Source organism: Rhizobium sp. RU33A (genome assembly GCF_900156055.1).
Lineage (GTDB): Bacteria > Pseudomonadota > Alphaproteobacteria > Rhizobiales > Rhizobiaceae > Allorhizobium.
The window spans coordinates 782,901-804,379 of sequence record NZ_FTMQ01000003.1 but is presented as its reverse complement, the minus strand read 5'-3'; the positions used below and the strand labels follow the sequence as shown (position 1 = coordinate 804,379).

At 60.4% G+C, this 21,479-nt stretch carries 24 protein-coding genes; 11 read left to right on the top strand and 13 right to left on the bottom strand.

The window, feature by feature from the left end:
* Window positions 1-53 precede the first annotated feature (53 nt).
* Entirely contained in the window at window positions 54-422 is a 369-nt protein-coding gene (gene yidD, locus BW978_RS14970; RefSeq protein WP_076396333.1) for a membrane protein insertion efficiency factor YidD, read from the bottom strand.
* Between the two features lies 1 nt (window position 423).
* Entirely contained in the window at window positions 424-870 is a 447-nt protein-coding gene (locus BW978_RS14965; RefSeq protein WP_076396331.1) for an iron-sulfur cluster assembly scaffold protein, read from the bottom strand.
* 270 nt (window positions 871-1,140) lie between these two features.
* On the opposite strand from BW978_RS14965, the gene folE reads away from it, so the two are divergent.
* The 3 genes from folE to BW978_RS14950 all read left to right on the top strand — a co-directional run bounded on the left by folE (window position 1,141) and on the right by BW978_RS14950 (window position 3,251).
* On the top strand, window positions 1,141-1,746 hold the full coding sequence (gene folE, locus BW978_RS14960) for a GTP cyclohydrolase I FolE (RefSeq protein WP_076396329.1): 606 nt from the start codon (window positions 1,141-1,143) through the stop codon (window positions 1,744-1,746).
* A 14-nt stretch (window positions 1,747-1,760) separates the two neighbouring features.
* Window positions 1,761-2,213, top strand: a complete 453-nt coding sequence (hisI, locus tag BW978_RS14955) for a phosphoribosyl-AMP cyclohydrolase (protein WP_076396327.1) — start codon at window positions 1,761-1,763, stop codon at window positions 2,211-2,213.
* An 81-nt stretch (window positions 2,214-2,294) separates the two neighbouring features.
* A complete protein-coding gene (locus BW978_RS14950; protein ID WP_076396325.1) occupies window positions 2,295-3,251 on the top strand; it encodes a patatin-like phospholipase family protein in 957 nt (318 codons plus the stop codon).
* Between the two features lie 49 nt (window positions 3,252-3,300).
* Here BW978_RS14950 and BW978_RS14945 read toward each other — a convergent pair whose 3' ends face one another.
* Together BW978_RS14945 and BW978_RS14940 are read right to left on the bottom strand one after the other, a co-directional pair.
* Complete coding sequence (locus BW978_RS14945) at window positions 3,301-3,735, bottom strand: CBS domain-containing protein (protein WP_076396323.1); 435 nt, start codon at window positions 3,733-3,735, stop codon at window positions 3,301-3,303.
* A gap of 101 nt (window positions 3,736-3,836) precedes the next feature.
* Complete coding sequence (locus tag BW978_RS14940) at window positions 3,837-4,613, bottom strand: rhomboid family intramembrane serine protease (protein ID WP_076396569.1); 777 nt, start codon at window positions 4,611-4,613, stop codon at window positions 3,837-3,839.
* A gap of 313 nt (window positions 4,614-4,926) precedes the next feature.
* Here BW978_RS14940 and BW978_RS14935 point away from each other — a divergent pair, with 313 nt between their 5' ends.
* The 6 genes from BW978_RS14935 to BW978_RS14910 all read left to right on the top strand — a co-directional run bounded on the left by BW978_RS14935 (window position 4,927) and on the right by BW978_RS14910 (window position 10,056).
* Complete coding sequence (locus tag BW978_RS14935) at window positions 4,927-5,538, top strand: PilZ domain-containing protein (protein WP_076396321.1); 612 nt, start codon at window positions 4,927-4,929, stop codon at window positions 5,536-5,538.
* A 483-nt stretch (window positions 5,539-6,021) separates the two neighbouring features.
* Complete coding sequence (locus tag BW978_RS14930) at window positions 6,022-6,630, top strand: transglutaminase-like cysteine peptidase (RefSeq protein WP_076396319.1); 609 nt, start codon at window positions 6,022-6,024, stop codon at window positions 6,628-6,630.
* Between the two features lie 204 nt (window positions 6,631-6,834).
* Window positions 6,835-7,629, top strand: a complete 795-nt coding sequence (locus tag BW978_RS14925; protein WP_076396317.1) for a hypothetical protein — start codon at window positions 6,835-6,837, stop codon at window positions 7,627-7,629.
* 173 nt (window positions 7,630-7,802) lie between these two features.
* Window positions 7,803-9,191 (top strand): D-alanyl-D-alanine carboxypeptidase, encoded by a 1,389-nt coding sequence (locus BW978_RS14920; protein ID WP_244551973.1) that lies wholly within the window; start codon window positions 7,803-7,805, stop codon window positions 9,189-9,191.
* Window positions 9,192-9,239: 48 nt separating this feature from the next.
* Entirely contained in the window at window positions 9,240-9,512 is a 273-nt protein-coding gene (locus BW978_RS14915; RefSeq protein WP_076396315.1) for a hypothetical protein, read from the top strand.
* A gap of 16 nt (window positions 9,513-9,528) precedes the next feature.
* On the top strand, window positions 9,529-10,056 hold the full coding sequence (locus tag BW978_RS14910) for a gamma carbonic anhydrase family protein (RefSeq protein WP_076396313.1): 528 nt from the start codon (window positions 9,529-9,531) through the stop codon (window positions 10,054-10,056).
* A gap of 10 nt (window positions 10,057-10,066) precedes the next feature.
* Here the strand turns inward: BW978_RS14910 and BW978_RS14905 are convergent, their stop codons facing one another.
* Genes BW978_RS14905 through znuC form a run of 3 tightly spaced genes read right to left on the bottom strand, consistent with a single transcriptional unit; the run spans window position 10,067 to window position 12,207 of the window.
* Entirely contained in the window at window positions 10,067-10,474 is a 408-nt protein-coding gene (locus BW978_RS14905) for a Fur family transcriptional regulator (RefSeq protein WP_076396311.1), read from the bottom strand.
* 1 nt (window position 10,475) lies between these two features.
* Window positions 10,476-11,291 carry a zinc ABC transporter permease subunit ZnuB gene (gene znuB / locus BW978_RS14900; protein ID WP_076396309.1) on the bottom strand — a complete coding sequence of 272 codons (816 nt, stop codon included), beginning with the start codon at window positions 11,289-11,291 and terminating at the stop codon, window positions 10,476-10,478.
* Window positions 11,284-12,207 carry a zinc ABC transporter ATP-binding protein ZnuC gene (znuC, locus tag BW978_RS14895; RefSeq protein WP_076396307.1) on the bottom strand — a complete coding sequence of 308 codons (924 nt, stop codon included), beginning with the start codon at window positions 12,205-12,207 and terminating at the stop codon, window positions 11,284-11,286. Before znuC ends, znuB begins: the two co-directional genes overlap by 8 nt.
* A gap of 100 nt (window positions 12,208-12,307) precedes the next feature.
* Between znuC and BW978_RS14890 the strand changes: the two genes are divergently transcribed.
* Both BW978_RS14890 and BW978_RS14885 read left to right on the top strand, forming a co-directional pair.
* Window positions 12,308-13,375 carry a zinc ABC transporter substrate-binding protein ZnuA gene (locus tag BW978_RS14890; protein WP_083697600.1) on the top strand — a complete coding sequence of 356 codons (1,068 nt, stop codon included), beginning with the start codon at window positions 12,308-12,310 and terminating at the stop codon, window positions 13,373-13,375.
* A 92-nt stretch (window positions 13,376-13,467) separates the two neighbouring features.
* Window positions 13,468-14,658: a GTP-binding protein gene (locus tag BW978_RS14885; RefSeq protein WP_076396305.1), complete on the top strand. Its 1,191-nt coding sequence runs from the start codon at window positions 13,468-13,470 to the stop codon at window positions 14,656-14,658.
* Between the two features lies 1 nt (window position 14,659).
* Here BW978_RS14885 and lpxB read toward each other — a convergent pair whose 3' ends face one another.
* Genes lpxB through bamA form a run of 6 tightly spaced genes read right to left on the bottom strand, consistent with a single transcriptional unit; the run spans window position 14,660 to window position 21,467 of the window.
* Window positions 14,660-15,835 carry a lipid-A-disaccharide synthase gene (lpxB, locus tag BW978_RS14880; protein WP_076396303.1) on the bottom strand — a complete coding sequence of 392 codons (1,176 nt, stop codon included), beginning with the start codon at window positions 15,833-15,835 and terminating at the stop codon, window positions 14,660-14,662.
* 5 nt (window positions 15,836-15,840) lie between these two features.
* A complete protein-coding gene (locus BW978_RS14875; RefSeq protein WP_076396301.1) occupies window positions 15,841-16,722 on the bottom strand; it encodes an LpxI family protein in 882 nt (293 codons plus the stop codon).
* Window positions 16,723-16,725: 3 nt separating this feature from the next.
* Window positions 16,726-17,541: an acyl-ACP--UDP-N-acetylglucosamine O-acyltransferase gene (gene lpxA / locus BW978_RS14870; protein WP_076396299.1), complete on the bottom strand. Its 816-nt coding sequence runs from the start codon at window positions 17,539-17,541 to the stop codon at window positions 16,726-16,728.
* Window positions 17,538-18,005 (bottom strand): 3-hydroxyacyl-ACP dehydratase FabZ, encoded by a 468-nt coding sequence (gene fabZ, locus BW978_RS14865; RefSeq protein ID WP_006728455.1) that lies wholly within the window; start codon window positions 18,003-18,005, stop codon window positions 17,538-17,540. Before fabZ ends, lpxA begins: the two co-directional genes overlap by 4 nt.
* Window positions 17,998-19,062, bottom strand: a complete 1,065-nt coding sequence (lpxD, locus tag BW978_RS14860) for a UDP-3-O-(3-hydroxymyristoyl)glucosamine N-acyltransferase (protein WP_076396297.1) — start codon at window positions 19,060-19,062, stop codon at window positions 17,998-18,000. Before lpxD ends, fabZ begins: the two co-directional genes overlap by 8 nt.
* A 50-nt stretch (window positions 19,063-19,112) precedes the next feature.
* Window positions 19,113-21,467 (bottom strand): outer membrane protein assembly factor BamA, encoded by a 2,355-nt coding sequence (gene bamA, locus BW978_RS14855; RefSeq protein ID WP_076396295.1) that lies wholly within the window; start codon window positions 21,465-21,467, stop codon window positions 19,113-19,115.
* Window positions 21,468-21,479 lie beyond the last annotated feature (12 nt).

Below are 21,479 nucleotides of genomic sequence, written 5' to 3'. Positions count from 1 at the left end.
AGCGATTCGGCATATGGATCCTAAGGCGAATTCGGGCTGCCCTTGAACTGGTATCAGGTCGCCCGCTTGCGACCGAAGGTCCAAAGTCGCCAAGGCGCGTACCAGGTGAAACGCTGCGCCAAAGTCTCGGGCACGGGATCCTGCCCCCAGGTTCCGCCGGGACCGCAGCGGACAACGCGAAACAAGGTCAGCCATCCACCTCGCCACAGGCCGTGGCGCGCGACAGCCTCGTAGCCATATTCGGAACAGGTTGGCATGTGGCGGCAGGAGCTGCCGACAATGCTGGACAAGGTCAGCTGGTAAAAGCGGATCAGGCCCATGCCGAGCAGCCGGCCCGGGGTCTTGCGGAACGGCCCCTGCCAATTGCGGCTCTTCAGTCCACCGCCCGCCGGCTGGTGACCGCAATCGGGGCTGTTGCACATGTTATCTGGCCTCGGCGGCCGCAGCCGGGGATTCGATACGGTCCAGACAGTCGACGACTGCGTCGAAAGTGAGCATCGTGGAGGCGTGGCGTGCCTTGTAGTCCTTAACCGGCTTCAGGAAGCGCATGTCCTCGAAGCGACCCGAGGGTCCCTCTTCGTCTTCCTTCAACATGGCCAGCATGTCCAGTCGTGCCTGCCGCAGTTCTGCCGATGTCGCCCCGACCACATGGCGGGCCATGATTCCCGATGAGGCCTGACCCAGTGCGCAGGCCTTCACCTCATGGGCGAAGTCGGTCACCACGCCGTCGCGAAGCTTGAGATAGACCCGGACCTTGGAGCCACAAAGCTTGGAATGCTTCTCCGAAACGGCATCCGCGCCGGCAAGCACGCCAATGCGACCGATGTTTCCGGCAAATTCGAGGATCTTGGTGTTATAGATGTCGTCCATGGTCAATCCGGTTTAGCGCCTCTCCCGTATATAGGCAGTGGTTGCGACAATGCAGCCTTCATCATGTCGCAGCGGCCGTCTTTTTGTCGTTCTCGCGGGACACTTTATCGAAGCGCGAGGCACAGGACAAACGCAGGCCGGCCACGGACGAAACGATCTTCTCGGCTGAAACACCGATAACGGACTTGCATTATGAGCCGCATTACGCCTTTACAATCCGGCAAAGCCAAACCAGCGGCTCGCCTCACGCGGGACCGGGAGACCAAGGCCATGGATGCCATCGTCAAGACACTGTCCGTCGAAGCCCCGCGACCGACGCGCGAAGAGGCCGAACAGGCCGTGCGCACGCTTTTGCTCTGGGCCGGTGACGACCCGGAACGTGAAGGTCTGCTCGATACGCCGACACGCGTGGCCAAGGCCTATGAAGAGCTGTTTTCCGGCTATAGCGCCGATATCGAGGACGTACTCGGCCGGACCTTCGAGGAGGTCGGCGGGTATAACGACATGGTGCTCGTCCGGGATATATCGTTCTTCTCGCATTGCGAACACCACATGCTGCCTGTCATCGGCAAGGCGCATGTCGCCTATCTCCCGAAGGGCCGCGTACTCGGCCTGTCGAAGATTGCCCGCGTCGTCGATGTCTTCGCCAAGCGTCTGCAGACGCAGGAGAACATGACCGCACAGATTGCCCAAGCAATCGACGAGACCCTGCTGCCACGCGGGGTTGCGGTTTTCCTCGAGGCCGAGCATATGTGCATGGCCATGCGCGGGATCCAGAAGACGGGTTCCACGACGCTCACCACAACCTTCACCGGCGCCTTCAAGGACAATGCGGCCGAACAGGCCCGCTTCATGTCCATGGTTCGGAGCCGCTAAGACTGCGAGTGCCCATGTCCACTTTTGTGTTCGACGCTCCCTCGGCAGACAAGAAGATCCTCGAGGAGGGTCTCGCCTTCACCCCCAAGTTCGATGACCATGGGCTTGTGACCGCCGTCGTCACCGATGCGCGGGACGGAGAGCTGTTGATGGTGGCGCATATGAACGCCGAAGCCATCGCGCTGACGCTCGAAACCGGGATCGGTCACTATTACAGCCGCTCCAGGGCCAAGATCTGGAAGAAGGGCGAAAGCTCCGGCAACCTTCAGACGGTCAAGGAAATCAAGGTCGACTGCGATCAGGATGCGATCTGGCTGAAGGTCGAGGTCGCGGGTCATGATGCGACCTGCCACACCGGACGCCGCTCCTGCTTTTATCGGACCGCCCAGCTCGTTGACAGCGAGCCGTCTCTCAAGATTGCCGACGACCACCGGCACTTCGATCCGGATCACGTCTACGGCCATTGACCTCTGGCGCCTGCATAACGAAATCGTAAGCATACGATGTCCTAATGGAGCCCAGAGTGTTCAGCTTATGGGGTAGCGGAGATGCTGAACTGGAGCATGATTTCGAACGGCGGCGCGAGTGTTTCGCAACCTGCCAAGGACGTCGGCACTTCGCCGGCCGGTCCAATTGTTCCCGAGCAACACGCAAAGGCTAAAGTGGCGCTTGCCCTTGGCGGCGGCGCGGCTCGCGGCTGGGCGCATATCGGCGTCTTGAGAGCGCTCGACGAGGAAGGCATCGAAGTCGGCATGATCGCGGGCACCTCGATCGGCGCCCTGGTCGGCGGCTGCTATCTCGCTGGCAAACTCGACGAACTGGAAGCCTTTGCCCGGTCGCTGACCATGCGCCGGATTGCCTCGCTGCTCGACCTGACCATCGGAGGCGGCGGGCTTCTCGGCGGCATGCGCCTGACCAAGCGGATGCAGGAGCACCTCGAGGGCTTGAATGTCGAGGACTTGCCGAAGCCCTTCGTTGCGGTCGCATCGGAACTCAACAGCGGTCACGAAGTTTGGATCGACGGCGGCAGCCTGATCACGGCGCTTCGGGCATCTTACGCCCTGCCCGGCATTTTCGAACCCATTCACTGCAACAATCGAACGCTGATCGACGGCGCGCTTGTCAATCCGGTGCCGGTATCCGTCTGCCGCGCCTATGAGCAGCCGCTGGTGATGGCGGTCAATCTGCATTACGACGTGTTCGGACGGTCCGCCGTCGTCAAGCACAAGGCTTCAACGCCGGACAAGGCGAGCGCAGAAACAGCCAGGGCACCAAACAAGGTCGGCCTGACCGGCGTGATGGTGCAGGCCTTCAACATCATTCAGGACCGCATTTCCCGGGCGCGACTGGCTGGAGACCCGCCGGACCTCGCCCTGCATCCGCGCCTGAACGACATCGGCCTTTCCGAATTTCATCGGGCCGGCGAGGCGATCGATCGCGGCTATGAGGAAGCAAAGGCCCGCGTCACGGAAATCCGCCGCATGCAGGAAGCAGTTCTCCGCTAGGCGCGGTGTCGGCCGCACCCCTCTGACGGGCCTTCGCACAATCTTGGAATCAGCCGGCGATATAGGCCTTGATGTGTTCTGCTTCCTGCTCGATCTCGCGGATGCGTGACTTCACAACGTCACCGATCGAGATGATTCCTGAAAGCTTGCCGTTATCCTCGACGGGCACGTGGCGGAAACGCCGGCTGGACATCATTTCCATCAGCTCGTTGACACCGGTCTCTTCGCGGCAACGATAGACATTTGCGGTCATGAAGGCCGAGACGGGCTGGTCGAAAGCATCTTTACCGCCTGTCCCGATAGCACGAACCACGTCACGTTCGGTGAAGATGCCGACGATGCGGCTTTCCATACCGACGACGACCACGGCACCGATCTTGTGTTCTTCCAGCACCCGGGCCGCTTCCCCCAAGCTCACGCTGGGGCTGACGGTGATAACATCGCGGCCCTTCTGTTCGAGTATGCTTCTGGCTGATGCAGGCATGAGTTCCTCCTCGCATAGAACACTCGCGTGGCGGCTCAACCCTCCTTGGCCGCCATGCAGAAGGGTGCCCTTTATTCAGAGAGAATGCAACAAGGCCGGCATCACGCCCTAGTGTGGCGGCCTGTATGGGGATCAAAGGCTGCAAATCCGAAGAAGCCGAGCAGGAAGCCGCCGATATGCGCATCCCAGGCAATCGAAGCGGAACCACCCCCGAGCATCGGAACGCCAAAGGCGATGGCAATATTGCCGAGAAACCAGACGATGATGAAGACACGGACGGTACGGTCAGCCAGGGCCTGCCCCACCGATAGCAAGGGTGGCTGCCATCCGGACAATCGAGCCAGGCTGCGCTGCCTTTCGCCGAAAGCGAATCGGCAGGCGGCCCCCATCAGAGCGGAGATCACCCCGGAAGCGCCAACCATCAAGGATGGCTCTCCCCAGTTGACGAATGCATGCAAAGCGGCCGCAGCCACTGAAGACACCACCCAAAACAATAGAAATCTGACCTCGCCGATGCGGCGACAGACGGGTGTCCCGAATGCGGCAAGCCAAAGACTGTTGAAGGCGAGATGCTCGAAGCTGCCATGCAGCAGCGAATAACTCACCGGCGTCCACAGCCAAGCCAGAGACTGTTCGTCAAGTGGATAGAGATAGCGGATTGGCGAGAAACCGAATTCGACGGCGACCCACTGATTGAGTGCCGGCGACAGAAGGAATTCCTGTACCGTATAGATCCCGCAGATCAGGGCAAGCGCCACAAGGATGCCGGTCGGCAGGTTGAAGATGGGCGGGTTCTCTGCGGATCGCGCGCCGATCTCGTTCACGAGCCCGTCGTTGTCCCGGCGCTCCTCGCCTCGAGATCCTGTCTCATCCTGCATCTGCAATTCCTTCTGTTTCGAAGCCATCAGGTAATGCAGGCCGCGGATAAAAAAAAGGCCGCCCGGAAACCGAGTGGCCTTGCTGGCGCTGGGCGGATCGTCGCGCCGACTGGAGTTGGTGCCGAAGGAAGCCCTTCGCGTTTGGTAGAACCTTGATGCCATGAGCAAGCGACGCCCACAACCGAAAGCCCTCCTTAACCTTAATCCTGCGGCGATATCGTTCCGTCTGGAAAAAGCGCACCCAAAAGCAAACACTATATTAACGGCTCACGCCCTAATGTCGAGCCATAGAGAAACAGACAGAATCTCCGAGATGTACTCAACGCAGGCAAGCCATACGAGCACGATCGCTTCGCCGGGACAGCAACGCGCCTTTCAGCGCGTCGCCGTCAGCCTGCAGGGTCGTCTCATGCTTGCCAGCTATGAGGAGTATGTCTGCAAGGTCATCGACATGTCGCCAGGCGACGTGCGCTTCGCCTGTGCCGGCATGCCGCGTCCGGGTGAACGTGTGATTGCCTATATCGACCACCTCGGACGTATCGAAGGCACCGTGGTCAAGTTGACTGATGACGGTTTCGTCATCTCCATCAACGCCACCGTTCGAAAGCGTGAGAAGCTTGCGGCGCAGCTGACGTGGATCGCCAACAAACATGAGCTCGGGCTGCCGGAAGACCGTCGCCACGATCGCTTGACGCCGCGCCAGACAAGAACAGAGCTGACGCTCGAGGACGGTAAGAAATATCCTTGCCGTCTGATGGACCTGTCCCTGTCGGGTGCGGCCGTCGATATCGACATTCGTCCGCCGATCGGCATGGCCGTACGCCTGGGCAACATGCGCGGGCGCGTGGTTCGCCACTTCATGGAAGGCGTCGCCATCGAGTTCCTGACGCTTCAGTCCAAGGAAGCACTGACCGAATTCCTCTGAGGCTCTAACAAACGCTCCCACGATAAGGCGCCTGCGGACCCCGCAAGGCGCCTTTTTCTATGCCGAGACGGCAATCGTCCCAGACCGGCACAGTTTTTTTCAGAAAATTTCGGGCTAGAAATCGGCCGTAGACGGCGCCCAGGGCGACGATAAAAGCAAACACTTCCACCCCGGAGCTGTCGACAGCGCCGAACACGTCGGCCGAACGGCCCGGATTGGAGCTTGCGACCTGAAATCACGGTCCATTCTAGTGTTCTGTATTCCCTACGTTTTTCACCATTGCAGGGCCTTCGCTTTCGTTCAAACGGAAGAATAAAGATCAAATTTTCATCAAATTTTCCATGAAGTTTATTCAAATACAATTCAAAATAGTCTCAATATAGATTCTCTTTTTCGTAGACTTAAGCTTGTATATTACCACCAATATTCGCGGGCCATCAAAATTTCTCTGTCATTGCTATCTCCATTACCGGGAGACAACCAATGACAACAAAGAAAAATCTGGGTATTGGAACTCTGGCCGCCGCCATCGCTGGCGCACTGGCCTTTCAAGTCTCGGCCATGCCGGCCAACATGCAGGTCGTCGGCAAAGCCAATCCGCCGATCGGGCATTACGAATTCTGTCAGACCTATCAGGGCGAATGTTCGGGTAGCCAGACGGATAGCGGACCGATGATACTGACAGAGCAGCTCTGGAAAACCATTCTCGACGTCAACTACACCGTGAATAGCTCGATCACGCCGCTGACTGACCTCGAGATCTATGGTGTAGAAGAACGCTGGACCTATCCCCGCAGCGTCGGCGACTGCGAAGACTTCGCGCTGCTCAAGCGCAAGATGCTGGTCGATCGCGGCCTTGATCCTGCCGACCTCCTGATGACCGTGGTCCTGCAGCCGAATGGCGAAGGGCATGCCGTGCTCACCGTCCGGACCGACCACGGCGACTTCATTCTCGACAACATGCGCAACAAGGTGCTGGTGTGGTCCGAGACCGAATACACCTATCTGAAGCGTCAGTCTTCGAGCCACCCGGCCCGCTGGGTGAAGATTCAGGACGGTCGCGCAAGCTACGTGGGCAGCGTATCACAATAACCGCGTTGCCTCCCCCTTATGGCCCGGTCTGTCCCCGCCTACCCGTCCCCCGACCGGAGCCAATGAGCCGGTCCCGTCCAACCGGGACCGGCTCTCTTTTTGCCTCGCAGCCCACATCCGGCCTTAACCGGAATTTAACCACGTTCACCGAAGTCTGATCTCGCGGGCGCATTCGACGAGCCGCACCGAGAGGATCAGAGCGAGATGCGAGGCGACGACAAAGGTCTCCAGGCGGACGAAGAGCGTTCACCGCTCATTTCGACGCGCTTCCTCGTCATCTCGACGATCACAATCCTGCTCCTGGCCGCCGCTTCGATCGCCATCAGCTGGTATGGCCGTGCTTACGGTGCGCGACTATCACTTGCAGGCCACAGCGAAAGCAGCGAGGTCTTCGACATCACGATCGGCCGAGACCGGCTCGCCTTTCCCGCGAACGCCATCCGCTTCGAGCATCAGCGTCGAAGCGGCGCAGCCGAACGGGTCGACCTCTATCTGCTCTGGCCGGAAATGACCGGCTATTCGAGCGCAGAACGACGCCGTTTCGACGACGTTGCGCTATCCCAATCTCTTGTCTTCCTGCAGATATCGCAAAGCACGATGTCGAGAGACATGTCCGGACGCGTTGAGCCGATCTACAGGAGCCTCCTCGAACCTCAGACCATCCAGGGCCCTGGCGGACTGCGACGTCAGGCCTTCAAGGCTGGAACGGGCTACGAGGGAGAAAGCCTGCTGACGGCCACAGCGCCGGATGGAGAGACCTATGCAATCCGCTGCGTCCTTCCTTCAGTCGCCGAAAAGGCCACCAGCAGCGATTGCCAGCGCGACATCCATGTCGGCGAGGATCTCACAGTTCTCTATCGGTTTTCGAGCCGATTGTTAGATGACTGGCAAGCGATCGACGAGGCCGTCCGCGCTTATGTCGAAGGTCGTTCGGGACCAGCCACAGCAACCACGTCGCTTAAAAATCAATCCAAAGCGTCAACCGACCGTTCATCATAAACCTCTTGGTAAGGCTAATTCCGTAGGGTCCAAGGGAGATGGTCGCGATTGGGGGAATGGCGTCCGGTCGTCAATGGTGTGAATCAAAGAGTATCGTGGTGCATAAAGTTTTCGGAAGCTCCAACTTCGCAGCCGCAGTGCGTCGGCTTTTCCTCGCGGCGTTTGCGGTCTTCGTGGCGAGTGTCGCTGCCGTCAGCACTGTCCAGGCAAATCCCAAATATGCCGGCATCGTCATCGACGCCAAGACGGGCAAGGTTCTCTACAGCGAAAACGCCGACAGCTTACGCTATCCGGCATCGCTGACGAAAATGATGACGCTCTACATGGTTTTCGAGGCGCTGGAAGCCGGGCGCATTTCGCTGAACAGCAAGGTGCCGTTCTCTGCCAATGCCGCCAAGGAGCCGCCGTCAAAGCTTGGCGTTGGCACCGGCCGCAGCATCACTGTCGAGCAGGCGATTCTCTCGCTCGTTACGCGTTCGGCCAATGACGTTGCGACTGCCCTTGCGGAATATATTGGTGGGTCGGAGCAGCGCTTTGCCCAGATGATGACCGCCAAGGCCCGCAGCCTCGGCATGACCAAGACCACCTACCGCAACGCCCATGGTCTGCCGAACACGGCACAGATGACCACGGCGCGCGACCAGGCCCGGCTCAGCGTCGCGCTGCGCCAGCACTTCCCTCAGTATTACGGCTACTTCTCCACGCGCAGCTTCAAGTTCGGCAAGCAGACGATCGGCAATCACAATCGGCTGCTTGGCCAGGTCCGCGGCGTCGACGGCATCAAGACCGGCTTCACTCGGGCGGCCGGTTACAATCTCGCGACTTCGGCTGAAGTCGGTGGTCGCTCCATCGTCGCAGTCGTGCTGGGTGCAACATCCGGTGCACGACGCAATGCGCAGATGACGAACCTGGTTCAGCGCTACCTGCCGGCAGCGACGAGCACGCGCGGCGGCAACAACCTGATCGCCAAGAACAACACCTCGGTTGCGCCCGCAGGCTCTGCCACTGCTGCGGCAGGCGGCCTGCCGCAGCTGCCGCAGACTGGCCCCATGCCCGACGTCCGCTACACCGGCGTAGCCCAGGCCTATGCAGCGGCGCCGGCGCGAAATGCCGCGAGTGCCGCACTCAACACCATGCCAGCCGTTGCGCCGTCCGCGTCGGTGCCACCCGTTCCGGTACCTCAGCCCGCGCCTGCTTACCTGCCAAACGAAGGTGCGTCAGTCGCACCGGCAACATCGGCCCCGTCGTCGGTCGCAGCGGCTGCTACAACACCTCCTGACGTCGACGTCATGACAACAGCCTCGACGGCTCCATCCAGCGGTTGGGTCGTGCAGATTGGTACATCGCCGGATCAGGAGCTGGCCATGGATCTCCTGCGTGACGCGCAGGCGAAAGGCGGACAGGTATTGCGTTCCGCCACCCCCTTCACCGTCGCATATGGTGACGGTTCCAAGCAGATCTTCCGGGCACGCTTTGGTGGCTTTGACGAGCAGAAGGACGCAGTCAACGCCTGCAAGGCGCTCAAGAAGAAAGGGATCGGTTGCTGGGCCGCCGCCCAGTAAGTCGATCGCCCGAAACCCTCGATTTGTATTGTTTACGAGGATCACGAAATGGCATCGAAAGACTTCCACTACGGCTTGATCGAGGATCAGGACAATGGCGGCTTAGCGCCGACCAGCAGCGTCCTGCATCCTCTCCACGAGGCGGCCTACCGTCTGGCCGATCTCAGCTTGCGCGAAAAGCGCTCGAAGACCAAGGATCTGATCGGTTTGCTGCTCAGCCACGGCGCGCGCGCCTGGCGCTATTCGCAGCCGGAGGCCGATATCCATCTGCATATCTCGGCACAGGCCGGCCGGTTCCCCGTTATTCTGCGACTGCGTTGACGGGAAGGCACCTCAGATGCCGCTCTATCGCCTCGGGGACAGGGCTCCCGTACTTCCCACAGCTGACAGGTTCTGGTTGGCACCCAATGCCCAGGTCATCGGTGACGTGCGTCTGGGAGAGGATGTCGGCATCTGGTTCGGGGCGGTTCTTCGCGGCGACAATGATCCCATCGTGATCGGTGCAGGCACCAATATCCAGGATGGTGTCATGGTGCATACCGACCCCGGCAAGGGCGTCACGATTGGCGAAGGCTGCACGATCGGCCACCATGCGATCATCCACGGATGCACGATCGGTAACAACTCTCTTGTTGGCATGGGGTCGACCGTCCTCAATGGCGCGCGCATCGGCGATAACTGCCTCGTCGGGGCAAACGCCCTGATCACCGAGGGCAAGATCTTCCCGGACAATTCCCTGATTGTCGGCTCCCCAGCACGGGTGATCAAAGAACTCGACGCCGCCGCCATTGCGGGGCTTCGGCTGTCAGCCGAAAACTACGTGCGCAACTGGCGCCGCTTTGCGCGGGACCTGCATCCGCTTTGAGACTGCCGACCTAGGCCGCGATCTCCGTGCATTCAGCACAAAACCCTCTGATTTCAATCGTCGTCTTTTCAGGCTTGAAACTGCGCCCACGGGTGATCGTTTCGAGACGGTGATCGATCTCGTGGTCGTGGAATTCCGTCACATGACCGCACTTGTTGCAGATCATGAAGGCGACGGTGCCATGGCCGGTGCAGCCGTCATGGGGATGGGCGCAGGCGACGAAGGCGTTCAGGCTTTCGAGGCGATGGACCATGCCGAACTCGACCAACTTGTCGAGCGCACGGTAGACCTGAAGCGGCGCACGGAACCCATGCTCGCGCAACTTGTCGAGCAAGGTATAGGCCGAAAGCGGGCCTTCGGACTGCATGAGCGCATCGAAGACGAGCGACTGATTGCGGGTGAGATCGGTCTTGGTCATGTCATGCCCTCGTGCTGATGTCGCGAGCCTTGCTGCCAGGACGAGGCAGAAGACTGACGAGGAAGAGAAGAAGCGCTGCAACGACGATCGACGGTCCCGACGGCGTGTCGTAGGTCAGTGAGCCAAAGAGCCCCATGACCACAGCAATGGCGCCGATCAGCGAGGCGAGTACCGCCATGATTTCCGGTGTCGAGGCGAAGCGCCGTGCGGCGGCGGCCGGAATGATCAGCAAGGATGTGATCAACAGAATGCCGACGATCTTCATGGCAATCGCAATGACGAGCGCCATCAGCAACATGAAGATCAGGCGGGCACGTTCGGGCTGCATGCCCTCGGCCTCGGCCAATTCGGCATTGACGGTGCCGGCAAGCAGCGGTCGCCAAAGCCAGGCAATGACGCAGACGACAAACAGGCCGCCGATCCAGACGATGGCGACATCGTTCGGCGTGACCGCGAGAATGTCACCGAACAGGAAGGCGATGAGGTCGAAACGCACCCAGGTCATGAAGGCGACCATCACGAGGCCGATGGCAAGCGTTGCATGGCTGAGGATGCCGAGCAGGGCATCGGCCGACAGTCCCTGACGCTTCTGCAGGACGATCAGGATCAGCGACACCATCGAGGCGACGACGAAGACGCTGACCATCAAATTGAGCGAGAAAAACAGCGAGAGAGCCACGCCGAGCAGAGCGGAGTGAGCCATGGTGTCGCCGAAATAGGCCATGCGCCGCCAGATCACGAAGCAGCCGAGTGGACCCGTCGTCAGGGCGAGGCCGATGCCGGCGAGGATGGCGCGCACGAAGAAATCATCAAGCATGGCCGTGCTCCCGGTCCTTCACCGGCGTTGCGGCGGGGGGGCCATCGTGATGATCATGGCCGTCATGATGGTGATCATGACCGTGATGATCGTGATCGTGGCCATGGTGGTCGTGATGGCCATCATCTGGGTGGCAGTGGTCGGTGACGCTGCCATCGGCATGCAGCACGCGCCCGTCCGGCAGATGGGTATGGTCATGGTCGTGGCTATAGACGGCGAGCGTCCGTGCTGCCTTGGCACCGAAGAGCTGCATATATTCCGGGCTCTGGCTGACGGCCGCCGGCGTCCCGCGACAGCAGACATGGCCGTTGAGACAGATCACCGTATCGGTTTCAGCCATGACGACATGCAGGTCATGCGATATCAGCAGGATGCCACAGCCCGTCGAGTTGCGGATCGAAGTAATCAGGTCATAAAGAGCGATCTCTCCGGAGAAATCGACGCCTTGCACAGGCTCGTCGAGCACCAGGATATCGGGCTTGCGGGCCATGGCACGCGCCAGCAGCGCACGCTGGAATTCGCCGCCAGAGAGGTGCTGCACCTCGGCACCCGCGAGATGGCCGATGCCCACAGCCTCGAGAGCCGCCTCCACCTCCGTATTCGACAGAGCGGAGGTCAGCGTCATCAGACGGCGAACCGTTAGCGGCATGGTCCAGTCAACGCTCAGGCGCTGCGGCACGTATCCGACGCGCAGGCCGGGCTTGCGCTCCACCCTGCCCTCGTCTGCCTTGATCACGCCGATCGCCATCTTGGCACTTGTCGACTTACCCGATCCATTTGGGCCGATCAGGGTCACGATCTCGCCGGGACGGACGGAAAAGTCGACCCCGCGGACCAGCCAGCGTCCGTTTCGGTAGACACCGGCGCCGGTGAGGGACACCAGCGGTGCGGCCTCCCGTGATTTCATCGCATTCATGGAGATCTCAAGATTTTGATGTTGCCTCCCCCTATGCCACACGTTATAGCATAACGCAACTTGGGTAATATTATTACATAACTATCCTCAGGAGCTGTGCATGACCCGCTATCGCCTCGGACTGGCTGCCTCGACGGCGTTTCTCTTTCTGTCTCCGACGCTTGCCTCGGCAGCGCCGGATGTCGTCGTCTCGATCAAGCCGGTGCATTCGCTTGTTGCCTCGATCATGAAGGGTGTCGGCGAACCGTCGCTGATCGTCGAGGGTGCGGCTTCGCCGCATACCTATTCGCTGAAACCTTCCAATGCGCGTGCACTCGAAAACGCAGACTTGGTCTTCTGGGTTGGCCCCGGGCTCGAAGCCTTCCTTGAAAAGCCGCTCGAGGCGCTGCCAAAGAATGCCAAGGTCGTCGAACTGGAAGATGCGCCCGGGCTCACCAAGCTTCCGTTCCGTGAAGGCGGGGCATTCGAGGGCCATGACCATGACGCGAATGAGGAAGAAGGCCATGCCCACGGGCATGATGACCATGGCCATGAGGAAACCGCCGCCGAGGCCGGCCATGAGCATGACCACGGTCACGGGCATGATCACGGACACGAACAGGAAGCCGCCGAGGCTGGTCACGAACATGAGCACGACGACCACGCGCATGGCGGCATGGACATGCATCTCTGGCTCGATCCGACCAACGCCAAAGCCATGGCCACTGAGATCACCAAGAGCCTTGTAGACGTCGACCCATCGAACAAGGCGACCTACGAGGCCAATCTGACGGCCGTCAATTCAGAGATCGACGCTCTCGACACCGAGATTGCCGCGCAGCTGAAGCCAGTACTCGAGAAGCCCTTCATCGTCTTCCACGACGCCTATCAGTATTTTGAGAAGCACTACGGCGTGCGCGTTGCCGGTTCGGTGACGGTGAGCCCGGAGACCATGCCGGGTGCAGAACGCCTGTCCACCATCCACGCCAAGATCGAGGAGCTCGGAGCGGCCTGCGTCTTCGCCGAGCCGCAGTTTGAACCGAAGCTGATCGGCGTCGTGACGGAGGGCACCGAAGCCAAGTCCGGCGTTCTCGATCCCGAAGGTGGCGCGCTGGAGGCGGGCCCTGCCCTGTATGGCCAGCTGATGCGCAATCTGGCGACGTCGATCAGCACCTGCCTGTCTCAGTAATCCCATCCCTCCCCCGGGCGAAAAAGGCGGGACTTCGGTTCCGCCTTTTTCAGATCTTCAACGGTTATGTTATTACATAAAATGGATGCCGCATGAAAAAGCTACCTGTCACTGTTCTCTCCGGGTTTCTCGGCGCCGGAAAAACGACGCTGCTCAATCACGTACTCGCAAACCGTGACGGGTTGCGCGTTGCCGTCATCGTCAATGACATGAGTGAGGTCAACATCGACGCAGCACTCGTGCGCGGCGGTGATGCAGCCCTGTCACGTACGCAGGAACAACTGGTCGAAATGAGCAATGGCTGCATCTGTTGCACGCTGCGTGATGACCTGTTGAACGAAGTCCGCGGCCTCGCCGAGCAGGGTCGCTTCGACTATCTGCTGATCGAGGCGACGGGCATTGCAGAGCCCTTGCCGATCGCCACCACCTTCGACTTCCGCGATGAGGAGGGCCGCAGTCTCTCTGATATCGCGCAGCTCGACACAATGGTGACGGTGGTCGATGCCGCCAATCTGATCGGAGACTATTCGTCCAGCGACTTCCTTGCCGATCGTGGCGAGACGGCCGGTGAAAACGACAACCGAACGCTCGTCGATCTGCTTGTCGAGCAGATCGAGTTCGCCGACGTCATCATCCTCAACAAGGTTGGCACAGCGACGCCGGATCAGCTCGACGCCGCACGCAAGATTATTGCAGGTCTCAATGCCGATGCGCGAGTGATCGAAACCGATTTCGCCGAAGTGGCTGCAAAGGACATCCTCGGAACCGGGCTGTTTGATCTCGCCAAGGCGGAGATGCATCCGCTGTGGTTCCAGGAACTGCACGGCTTTCGGGATCATGTGCCGGAAACCGAGGAGTATGGCATCCGTTCCTTCGTCTACCGGGCACGAGCACCGTTCGATCCGACACGCTTCCGGGCCTTCCTCGATCGTCCCTGGCCGGGCGTCATTCGCGCCAAGGGCTTCTTCTGGCTCGCCACCCGTCCGCATCATGTCGGTGAGATGAGCCAGGCAGGACCGCTCGTCCGGACGACAAAAATGGGGCTTTGGTGGGCATCCGTGCCGAAGTCACGCTGGCCCGACGATCCCGGCTTCCTCGACGCGATGGCGCCCTATCTGGACAAGGAATGGGGCGACCGGCGACAGGAACTTGTCTTCATCGGAGCCGACCCCATGGATCAGCGCAGGATCGAAGCGGAGCTCGATTCGTGCCTTGTGGCGGCAGAGACCTTCACGCCTTCTGCATGGGAAAGCCTTCCCGATCCCTTCGCACGTTGGGCTTGAGTCAGAGCCTGGCGCGCTTTTGAAGCACAGACAGAACCACGGCCGCGCCGGCTTCACCGGCCGGCTTTTCGGTTTGCAGTCTCTGCCAGACGTCGTCATAACCCGCGAGCATCGAGGCGCGCTGCGGCGTGTGCGTCGACAGCCGCTCGGCCCAGCGGACGAGGCTTGCGGGGCGCAAGACATCGTTGAAGTATTCCGGAATGACCGCGTAGTCGGCGATCAGGTTCGGCAACGCACCGGTCCAGATCTTGATGCGGTGGCTGAGCATGCGAATGATCCAGTCGCCCTTGTAGGTCGAGACGACAGGCACATGCGCAAGTGCCAGTTCCAGGATCACTGTGCCGGATGCGGCGATCGCGGCATCCGCCTCTTCGAAGGCGCGCCACTTCGCTTCGTCGCCGAGCACGATCTCGGGTCTCAATGCCCAGCTCTTCGTGATTTCCCGGACGCGTGCTTCCTGACGCGGCACAGTGGGGAGCACGAAGCGCGTCTCGCCATTGCGGGCGACGAACTCCTGCATGGCTTTACCGAACACCGGCAAAAGCTGCGTGATTTCCGCACCGCGCGAACCGGGCAGGAGAAGGATGGTCCGCTTGTCGCCCGCAGCTCTCACTCCCCTCGCATTGCGTGTTTCCCGTATCCGCAGAATGTCGGCATTGCTTGCGAGCCGATGACCGACGAAATGGGTCTCCGGACCGCCGAGACGCTGCATCACCGCTGGCTCGAAGGGCAGGACGGCGAGAACGGCATCGACATAGGCGAGCATCGCCTTCGCACGATATTCCTTCCACGCCCAGACGCTGGGGCAGACATAGTTCACGACCGGCAAGTCCGGCAGCTTCTGCCGAACCTTCTTGGCCACGCGGTGGGTGAAATCGGGACTGTCGACGATCAGTAGCAAGTCCGGCTTGGCCGCTACAATGGCATCGGCTGTCCAGGAGATCAGCTTGATCAGCCGAGGCAGCTTCGACAGCACCTGGGTAATGCCCATGATCGAGAGCTCGGAGAAGTCGAAGAGTGACTCCAATCCTTGAGCCTCAAGTGCCTCACCGCCGACGCCCACCAGTTCGACCGGCCCAGAATGCATCGTCTTCAGATGCGCTATCAGATCTGCACCCAGGAGATCGCCAGAGACCTCACCGGCGATGACGGCAATCTTCAAGGGTTTGTCGGACATGCTGCCTACTCCTTGCGCGAACGATCCAGACCGACGACGAACAGACCGGCTGCATTGGCCGCCGCAATCATCGCCTCACGCTCGACGACCAGCGCGCGGCCGGCTTCAACGGCAATGCCGGCAAGCCCTGCGGCCTTGGCATTCTCGATGGTCGAGACGCCAATGGTCGGCAGATCGGCGCGCAGATCCTGCTGCGGCTTGCAGAGTTTGACCAGAACACCCTTGCGGCGCCTGGAAATCCGCCCCTCTGCGCGCAGACCCTGGACACGTGAGAGCATTGCGTCGGTGCCCTCAACGCCCTCCAGCGCTACGATGCGGCCGCCGACAGCGACAGCACCCTGCCCCACATCCAGCCGGCCCAGGGCTTCCGCAGCATCTGCCGCCTTTTCGATGTCACGCTCGTCATCGCCATCCGGAGAGACCGCACCGAGCGGTCCGACCGTCGCCAGCAAACCCGGCAAGATCTCGTGGGCACCCAGCACTTCGCAGCCTTGCGCCTCGATCAGCGAGATGACCATGCGCAGCACGGCATCGTCGCCCCCGGCCATCAGTGTTTTCAGCGCCATCGGCAGCTTCAGCAGTGATTTCAGATTGACCCGGATTTCGCCGAAAGCCGGCCGGCGCTTGACCGCCCCCGACATGACCACCCGGCGAATGTCGTGCTGGCGAAACAGAGCTGATAGGCCGGCCATGTCGCCAACGCCGATGATGGCGTTTTCAAAGCCCTGCCAGATATCGTCCGCCTCGTTCTTCAGCCTGAGAACAACGGGATCCTCGCCGGCTGCCCGTGCTGCTTCGGCAAGGAAAAGCGGCAGCTTTCCGCTGCCGGCGATAATGGCCAGGCGACCGGTTCGGGGCAGGCCGTCCGATTGAGCGGCCGCCGCCATCACTCAGTTCTTGCCGCGATTGGGCGAGGACAGTGCCCGATCGCTTTCGGCGGCGATGAAGTCGAGGATCTCGATCACCGGCGCGCAGTCCAGATACTCGTCACGAATGGCGGCCGCATTCGTACGCGCCGATCCTTCGCTTTCGAAGATCTGCTTGAAAGCGCGACGAACCTGGTGGATCACCGAGCGCTCGATACCGGCCCGGCTCATGCCGACCACATTCAGGCCGCCGAGGATGCCGGGATTGCCGTTCAGCATGCCATAGGGAATGACATCGTAGGCAACGGCGGATAGACCACCGATGAATGCCTGACGGCCGATACGAGTGAACTGGTGCACGGCGCAGCCACCGCTCAGAATGGCCTTGTCACCGACGTGAACATGGCCGGCCAGCATGACGTTGTTCGACAGGATGATGTCATTGCCGAGAATGCAGTCGTGGGCGACATGCGAATTGGCCAGGAACAGGCAGTTGTCGCCGACGCGGGTGATACCGCCACCGCCGACCGTGCCGCAGTTCATCGTCACGCCCTCACGCATGGTGCAATTTGCACCGACGACCAGCGTTGAATCTTCGCCCGCCTCGTGCAGGCTTTGCGAGACACCGCCGATCACGGCCATCGGGTGGATCTTTGTGCCCGCGCCAATTTCGGTGAGACCGGTGACAACAGCGTTCGAAATGAGCTCTACGCCGTCCTTCAGCGTCACGCGCGAGCCGACCCGGCAGAACGGACCGATCTTCACATTCTCGCCGATCACCGCGCCGTCTTCGACCACGGCCATCGGATGGATGACGGCGCTTGCGGCGATCTGGCTCATTTCTGATCCTTGCGCATGATCATGGCACCAATGTCGGCCTCGGCGACCAATGCGCCGTCGACCTTGGCGTCACAATGGAACTTCCAGATGTTGCCGCGCTGCTTCTGCTTGACGACGTGGAATTCGACGCGATCACCCGGTACAACGGGCTTCCGGAACCGCGCGTTATCGATCGTCATGAAATAGACGAGATTTCCGCCCTCGCCCTGAAGCCGAGCACAGATGGCACCGGCGGTCTGGGCCATGCCTTCGATCAGAAGTACACCCGGCATGATCGGGCTTTCCGGGAAATGTCCGGTGAAATGCGGTTCGTTCGCCGTGACATTCTTGATGCCAATGGCGGAATTGTCGCCGTCAATCTCGATGATCTTGTCCACCAGCAGAAAGGGATAGCGGTGGGGCAGAAGCTTCATGATCTCGAGGATATCAGCCGATCCCAATTCGCTCTTCGCGAGTTCAGTCATTGCTGGTTCCTTTTTCCTTGGCGCGGCTGTCGTAGCGGCTGAGCGTATCGGCCACCTCGCGCAGATAATCCTTCAACGGGCGGGCCGGAACGCCGCCGTATTTCTCACCGGCCGGCACCTCGGCCAGGACGCCGCTCATGGCTGCAATCTGAGCACCATCGCCAATCTTGATATGGCCGTTGATGCCAGCAGCCCCGCCAATCATCACGCCATCACCGATCACCGTGCTGCCGGCAATGCCGACCTGACTGACAATACCGCAGTGGCGGCCGATGCGAACGTTGTGGCCGACCTGAACGAGGTTGTCGATTTTCGTCCCCTCACCGATCACGGTGTCGTCCATCGTGCCGCGATCGATCGTGGTGTTGGCGCCGATCTCGACATGGTCCTGGATGATCACCCGGCCAATCTGGACGATCTTCAGCATGCCACGAGGACCCGGTGCATAGCCGAAACCGTCCTGCCCAATCCGCGCACCGTTGTGAATGATGACATTGTTGCCAACGAGAGCGACCTGGATCGTCGCGCCACCGGCAATGACGCAGTCGCGACCGATGCGGACACCCGGACCGATCACCGCACCTGGGCCTATCCGGGTACCGCTGCCGATCTCGACATCGGCGCCGATCACGGCCATGGGCTCGACCTCTACGCCATCCTCCAGCTTCGCTGTTGGATCGACATAGGCTGCCGGTGAGATCTTGGCCGGCTCGGTCGTCATCCGAACGGGCTTCAAGGCCGTCGGATGCAGTAATGCGCCTGCAAGAGCGAACGCAGTCTGTGCGCTCTTGACGAGAAGAACGGGAATATGGGCGGGAACAAGTGAGAGAAGAGGCTTTTCGCAGAAGATTGCCGCCGCTTGGCAGGTCGCCAACTCTTCCTTGTTGCGACGGGAGAGGATGTAGCAGACATCCCCTTCCTTCGCTCTTGAGACCGGTGATACGGACCGAACGATCCGTTCGCCTTGGCTCTCGTCCTGTAATTCCGCCCCCGTCTGGGCTGCAAGCGCAGCCAAGGTCACCCCGGAATGGGGCGGAAAGAAATGATTATGGTCCATCAGCAAACGCTCCAGAACGTCAACCCGTCAGCAGTTCTGGACAGCCAGTCTTAAAACTGGTTCGCCATGCTGAAACGGAATTCCTGGGTTTCGTCGAAGTCTTCCTTGGCGACCGGAACCGCGTAGTCGACACGAAGAGCACCGAAGGGCGAATTCCAGACCACGCCTGCACCAACCGATGCACGAAGCGACATGTCAGTACCGACGACGCCCGGCTGATTGCGAAGGTCGCTGCCGTAGAGCGTACCGGCATCTGCGAAGACCGCACCACGGAAACCGAGGTCCTGGGGCACGAGCGGAAGCGGGAAAGTCGCTTCAGCCGATGCGGTGAAATAGGTCGTGCCGCCGATCGAATCGTCGCCGATGCGCGGGCCGATACCGCTGTTGTCGAAGCCGCGGATTTCCTTGCCACCAATCTTGAACTGATCGAAGACGTTCAGGTTGTCACCGAGGGCAACGACATGACCAGCCGAACCAGCGATCGAGCCCACGATGTCGAACTCATCAGACAACGTGTAGAAGGCACGAGCACGGACGAAAGCCTTGTAGTATTCGGAGTCGCCGCCGAGACCGGCATATTCATGCGTAAAGCTCGCATAGATGCCTTCGTGCGGGTTCTGGCGATCGTCAACAGTATTGTAGACGACCGAGTGACCTAGGATCGACTGCTTCCAGGTGCTGCCCGTGATCGCATCGATGTAGGGGGCTGCCACCCGATTATCGGTGCCAGTAGCAAGGCCGTCCGGACCAAATGCACCGTCGTTGATGTAGTCGAGTTCCTTGTAGGTGTAGCGCAGCGTCGTCGCCAGATCTTCCGTGATCGGCGCGGTGACGCGAACGGTACCGCCCTGCTCTTCGTAGTCATAGTAGGAGTTCGCGCTGGTCGAGCTCTTGAACACGTCAAAGCCAGCAGCCAGGCGGTAACCGAGGAAATAGGGCTCGGTGAACGAGAAGTTATAGGTCTGCGTCTCGTCGAAGCCACCACCGGCAGCGAGACGAATGAACTGACCACGACCGAGGAAGTTCTTTTCTTCAACAGACGCTTCGAGAACCAGACCACCGTCACCGACGGAGTAGCCGGCGCCGATACCGAACGAACCGGTCGGCTGATCCTGAACGTCGACGATCACGACGACGCGGTCCTGCGAGCTGCCGGCCTGGGTCGTGATGTTGACCGCCGAGAAGAAGCCGAGAGCTTCCAGGCGACGCTTGGCGCGAGAAATGGTCTCCTGGTTGAAGGCATCGCCTTCGGAGATATCGAATTCGCGGCGGATGACGTAATCGCGAGTACGGGTATTGCCCCGCACTTCGATGCGCTCGACGTAAGCGCGCTCACCCTGATCGACCAGATAGGTCACGCCGATCGTGTTGGTTTCGAAGTTGCGGTCACCGCGCGGAACCACGCGAGCGAAGGGATAACCCGCCGACGACACACGACGGGAAATGGCTTCCATCGACTTCTGAATATCACGGGCGCTGTAGGTCTGACCTTCGCGGGTCTCGAGAAGACCTTCCAGTTCCGTACCGTCGATACCGTCAACGGTCGATTCAACCGACACAGCGCCGAAGCGGTAGCGTTGACCTTCGTCGACGGTGATGTTGATCGTGTATTCGTTGCCGGTCTCGTTGAGGACAGCCTCGGACGAGATCACACGGAAATCGGCGTAACCGTGGTTGTAGTAGAACTGGCGGAGCGCTTCTTCGTCAGCGCGCAGCTTGTCCTCGTTGTAGACATCCTTGCGGGTCAAGAAGGACAGGATGCCCGATTCCTTGGTCTGCAGGACGGCGGCCAGACGGCCGTCGGAATAGGCATTGTTGCCAACGAAGTTGATCGAGCTGATCTTGGTGCGCTCGCCTTCGTTGATGACGAAGGCGAGGTTTACGCGACCTTCGGCGACAGGAACGACCTGCGTCGTCACCTCGACATCGGAACGACCGATGGCGGAATAGGCTTCGCGGATACGCTGAATGTCGGCACTGATCAGGCTGTCGCTGTAAGGACCCTGGGACTGCGTCTGGACGATGCCCTGAAGCTTGTCGTCCTTGATCTTGCGGTTGCCGTTGAAGACCACCTGATTGATCAGCTGGTTTTCAGCAACCGTCACCACCAGCGTCCCGCCGGAAACGGAAATCTGAACATCAGAGAAGAAGCCGGTCGCGTAGAGACGCTTGACCGATTCATCGATGTCGGCATTGGAGAAAGTCCGACCCGGCTGGATCGAAAGGTTGGAGCGCACAGCTTCCGGACCGACACGCTGAGCACCGCGTACGTCGATACGCTGAACCACTGCGGCTTCGGCAGCAATTGCCGATGCAAGAACGGCAATACCTGCGCCCGAAGACACGACACCAGCAGACAGCGCGACCGCCGATACTGCGTTCAAAAACTTTGAACCAGCCTTCATGTGTATACTATA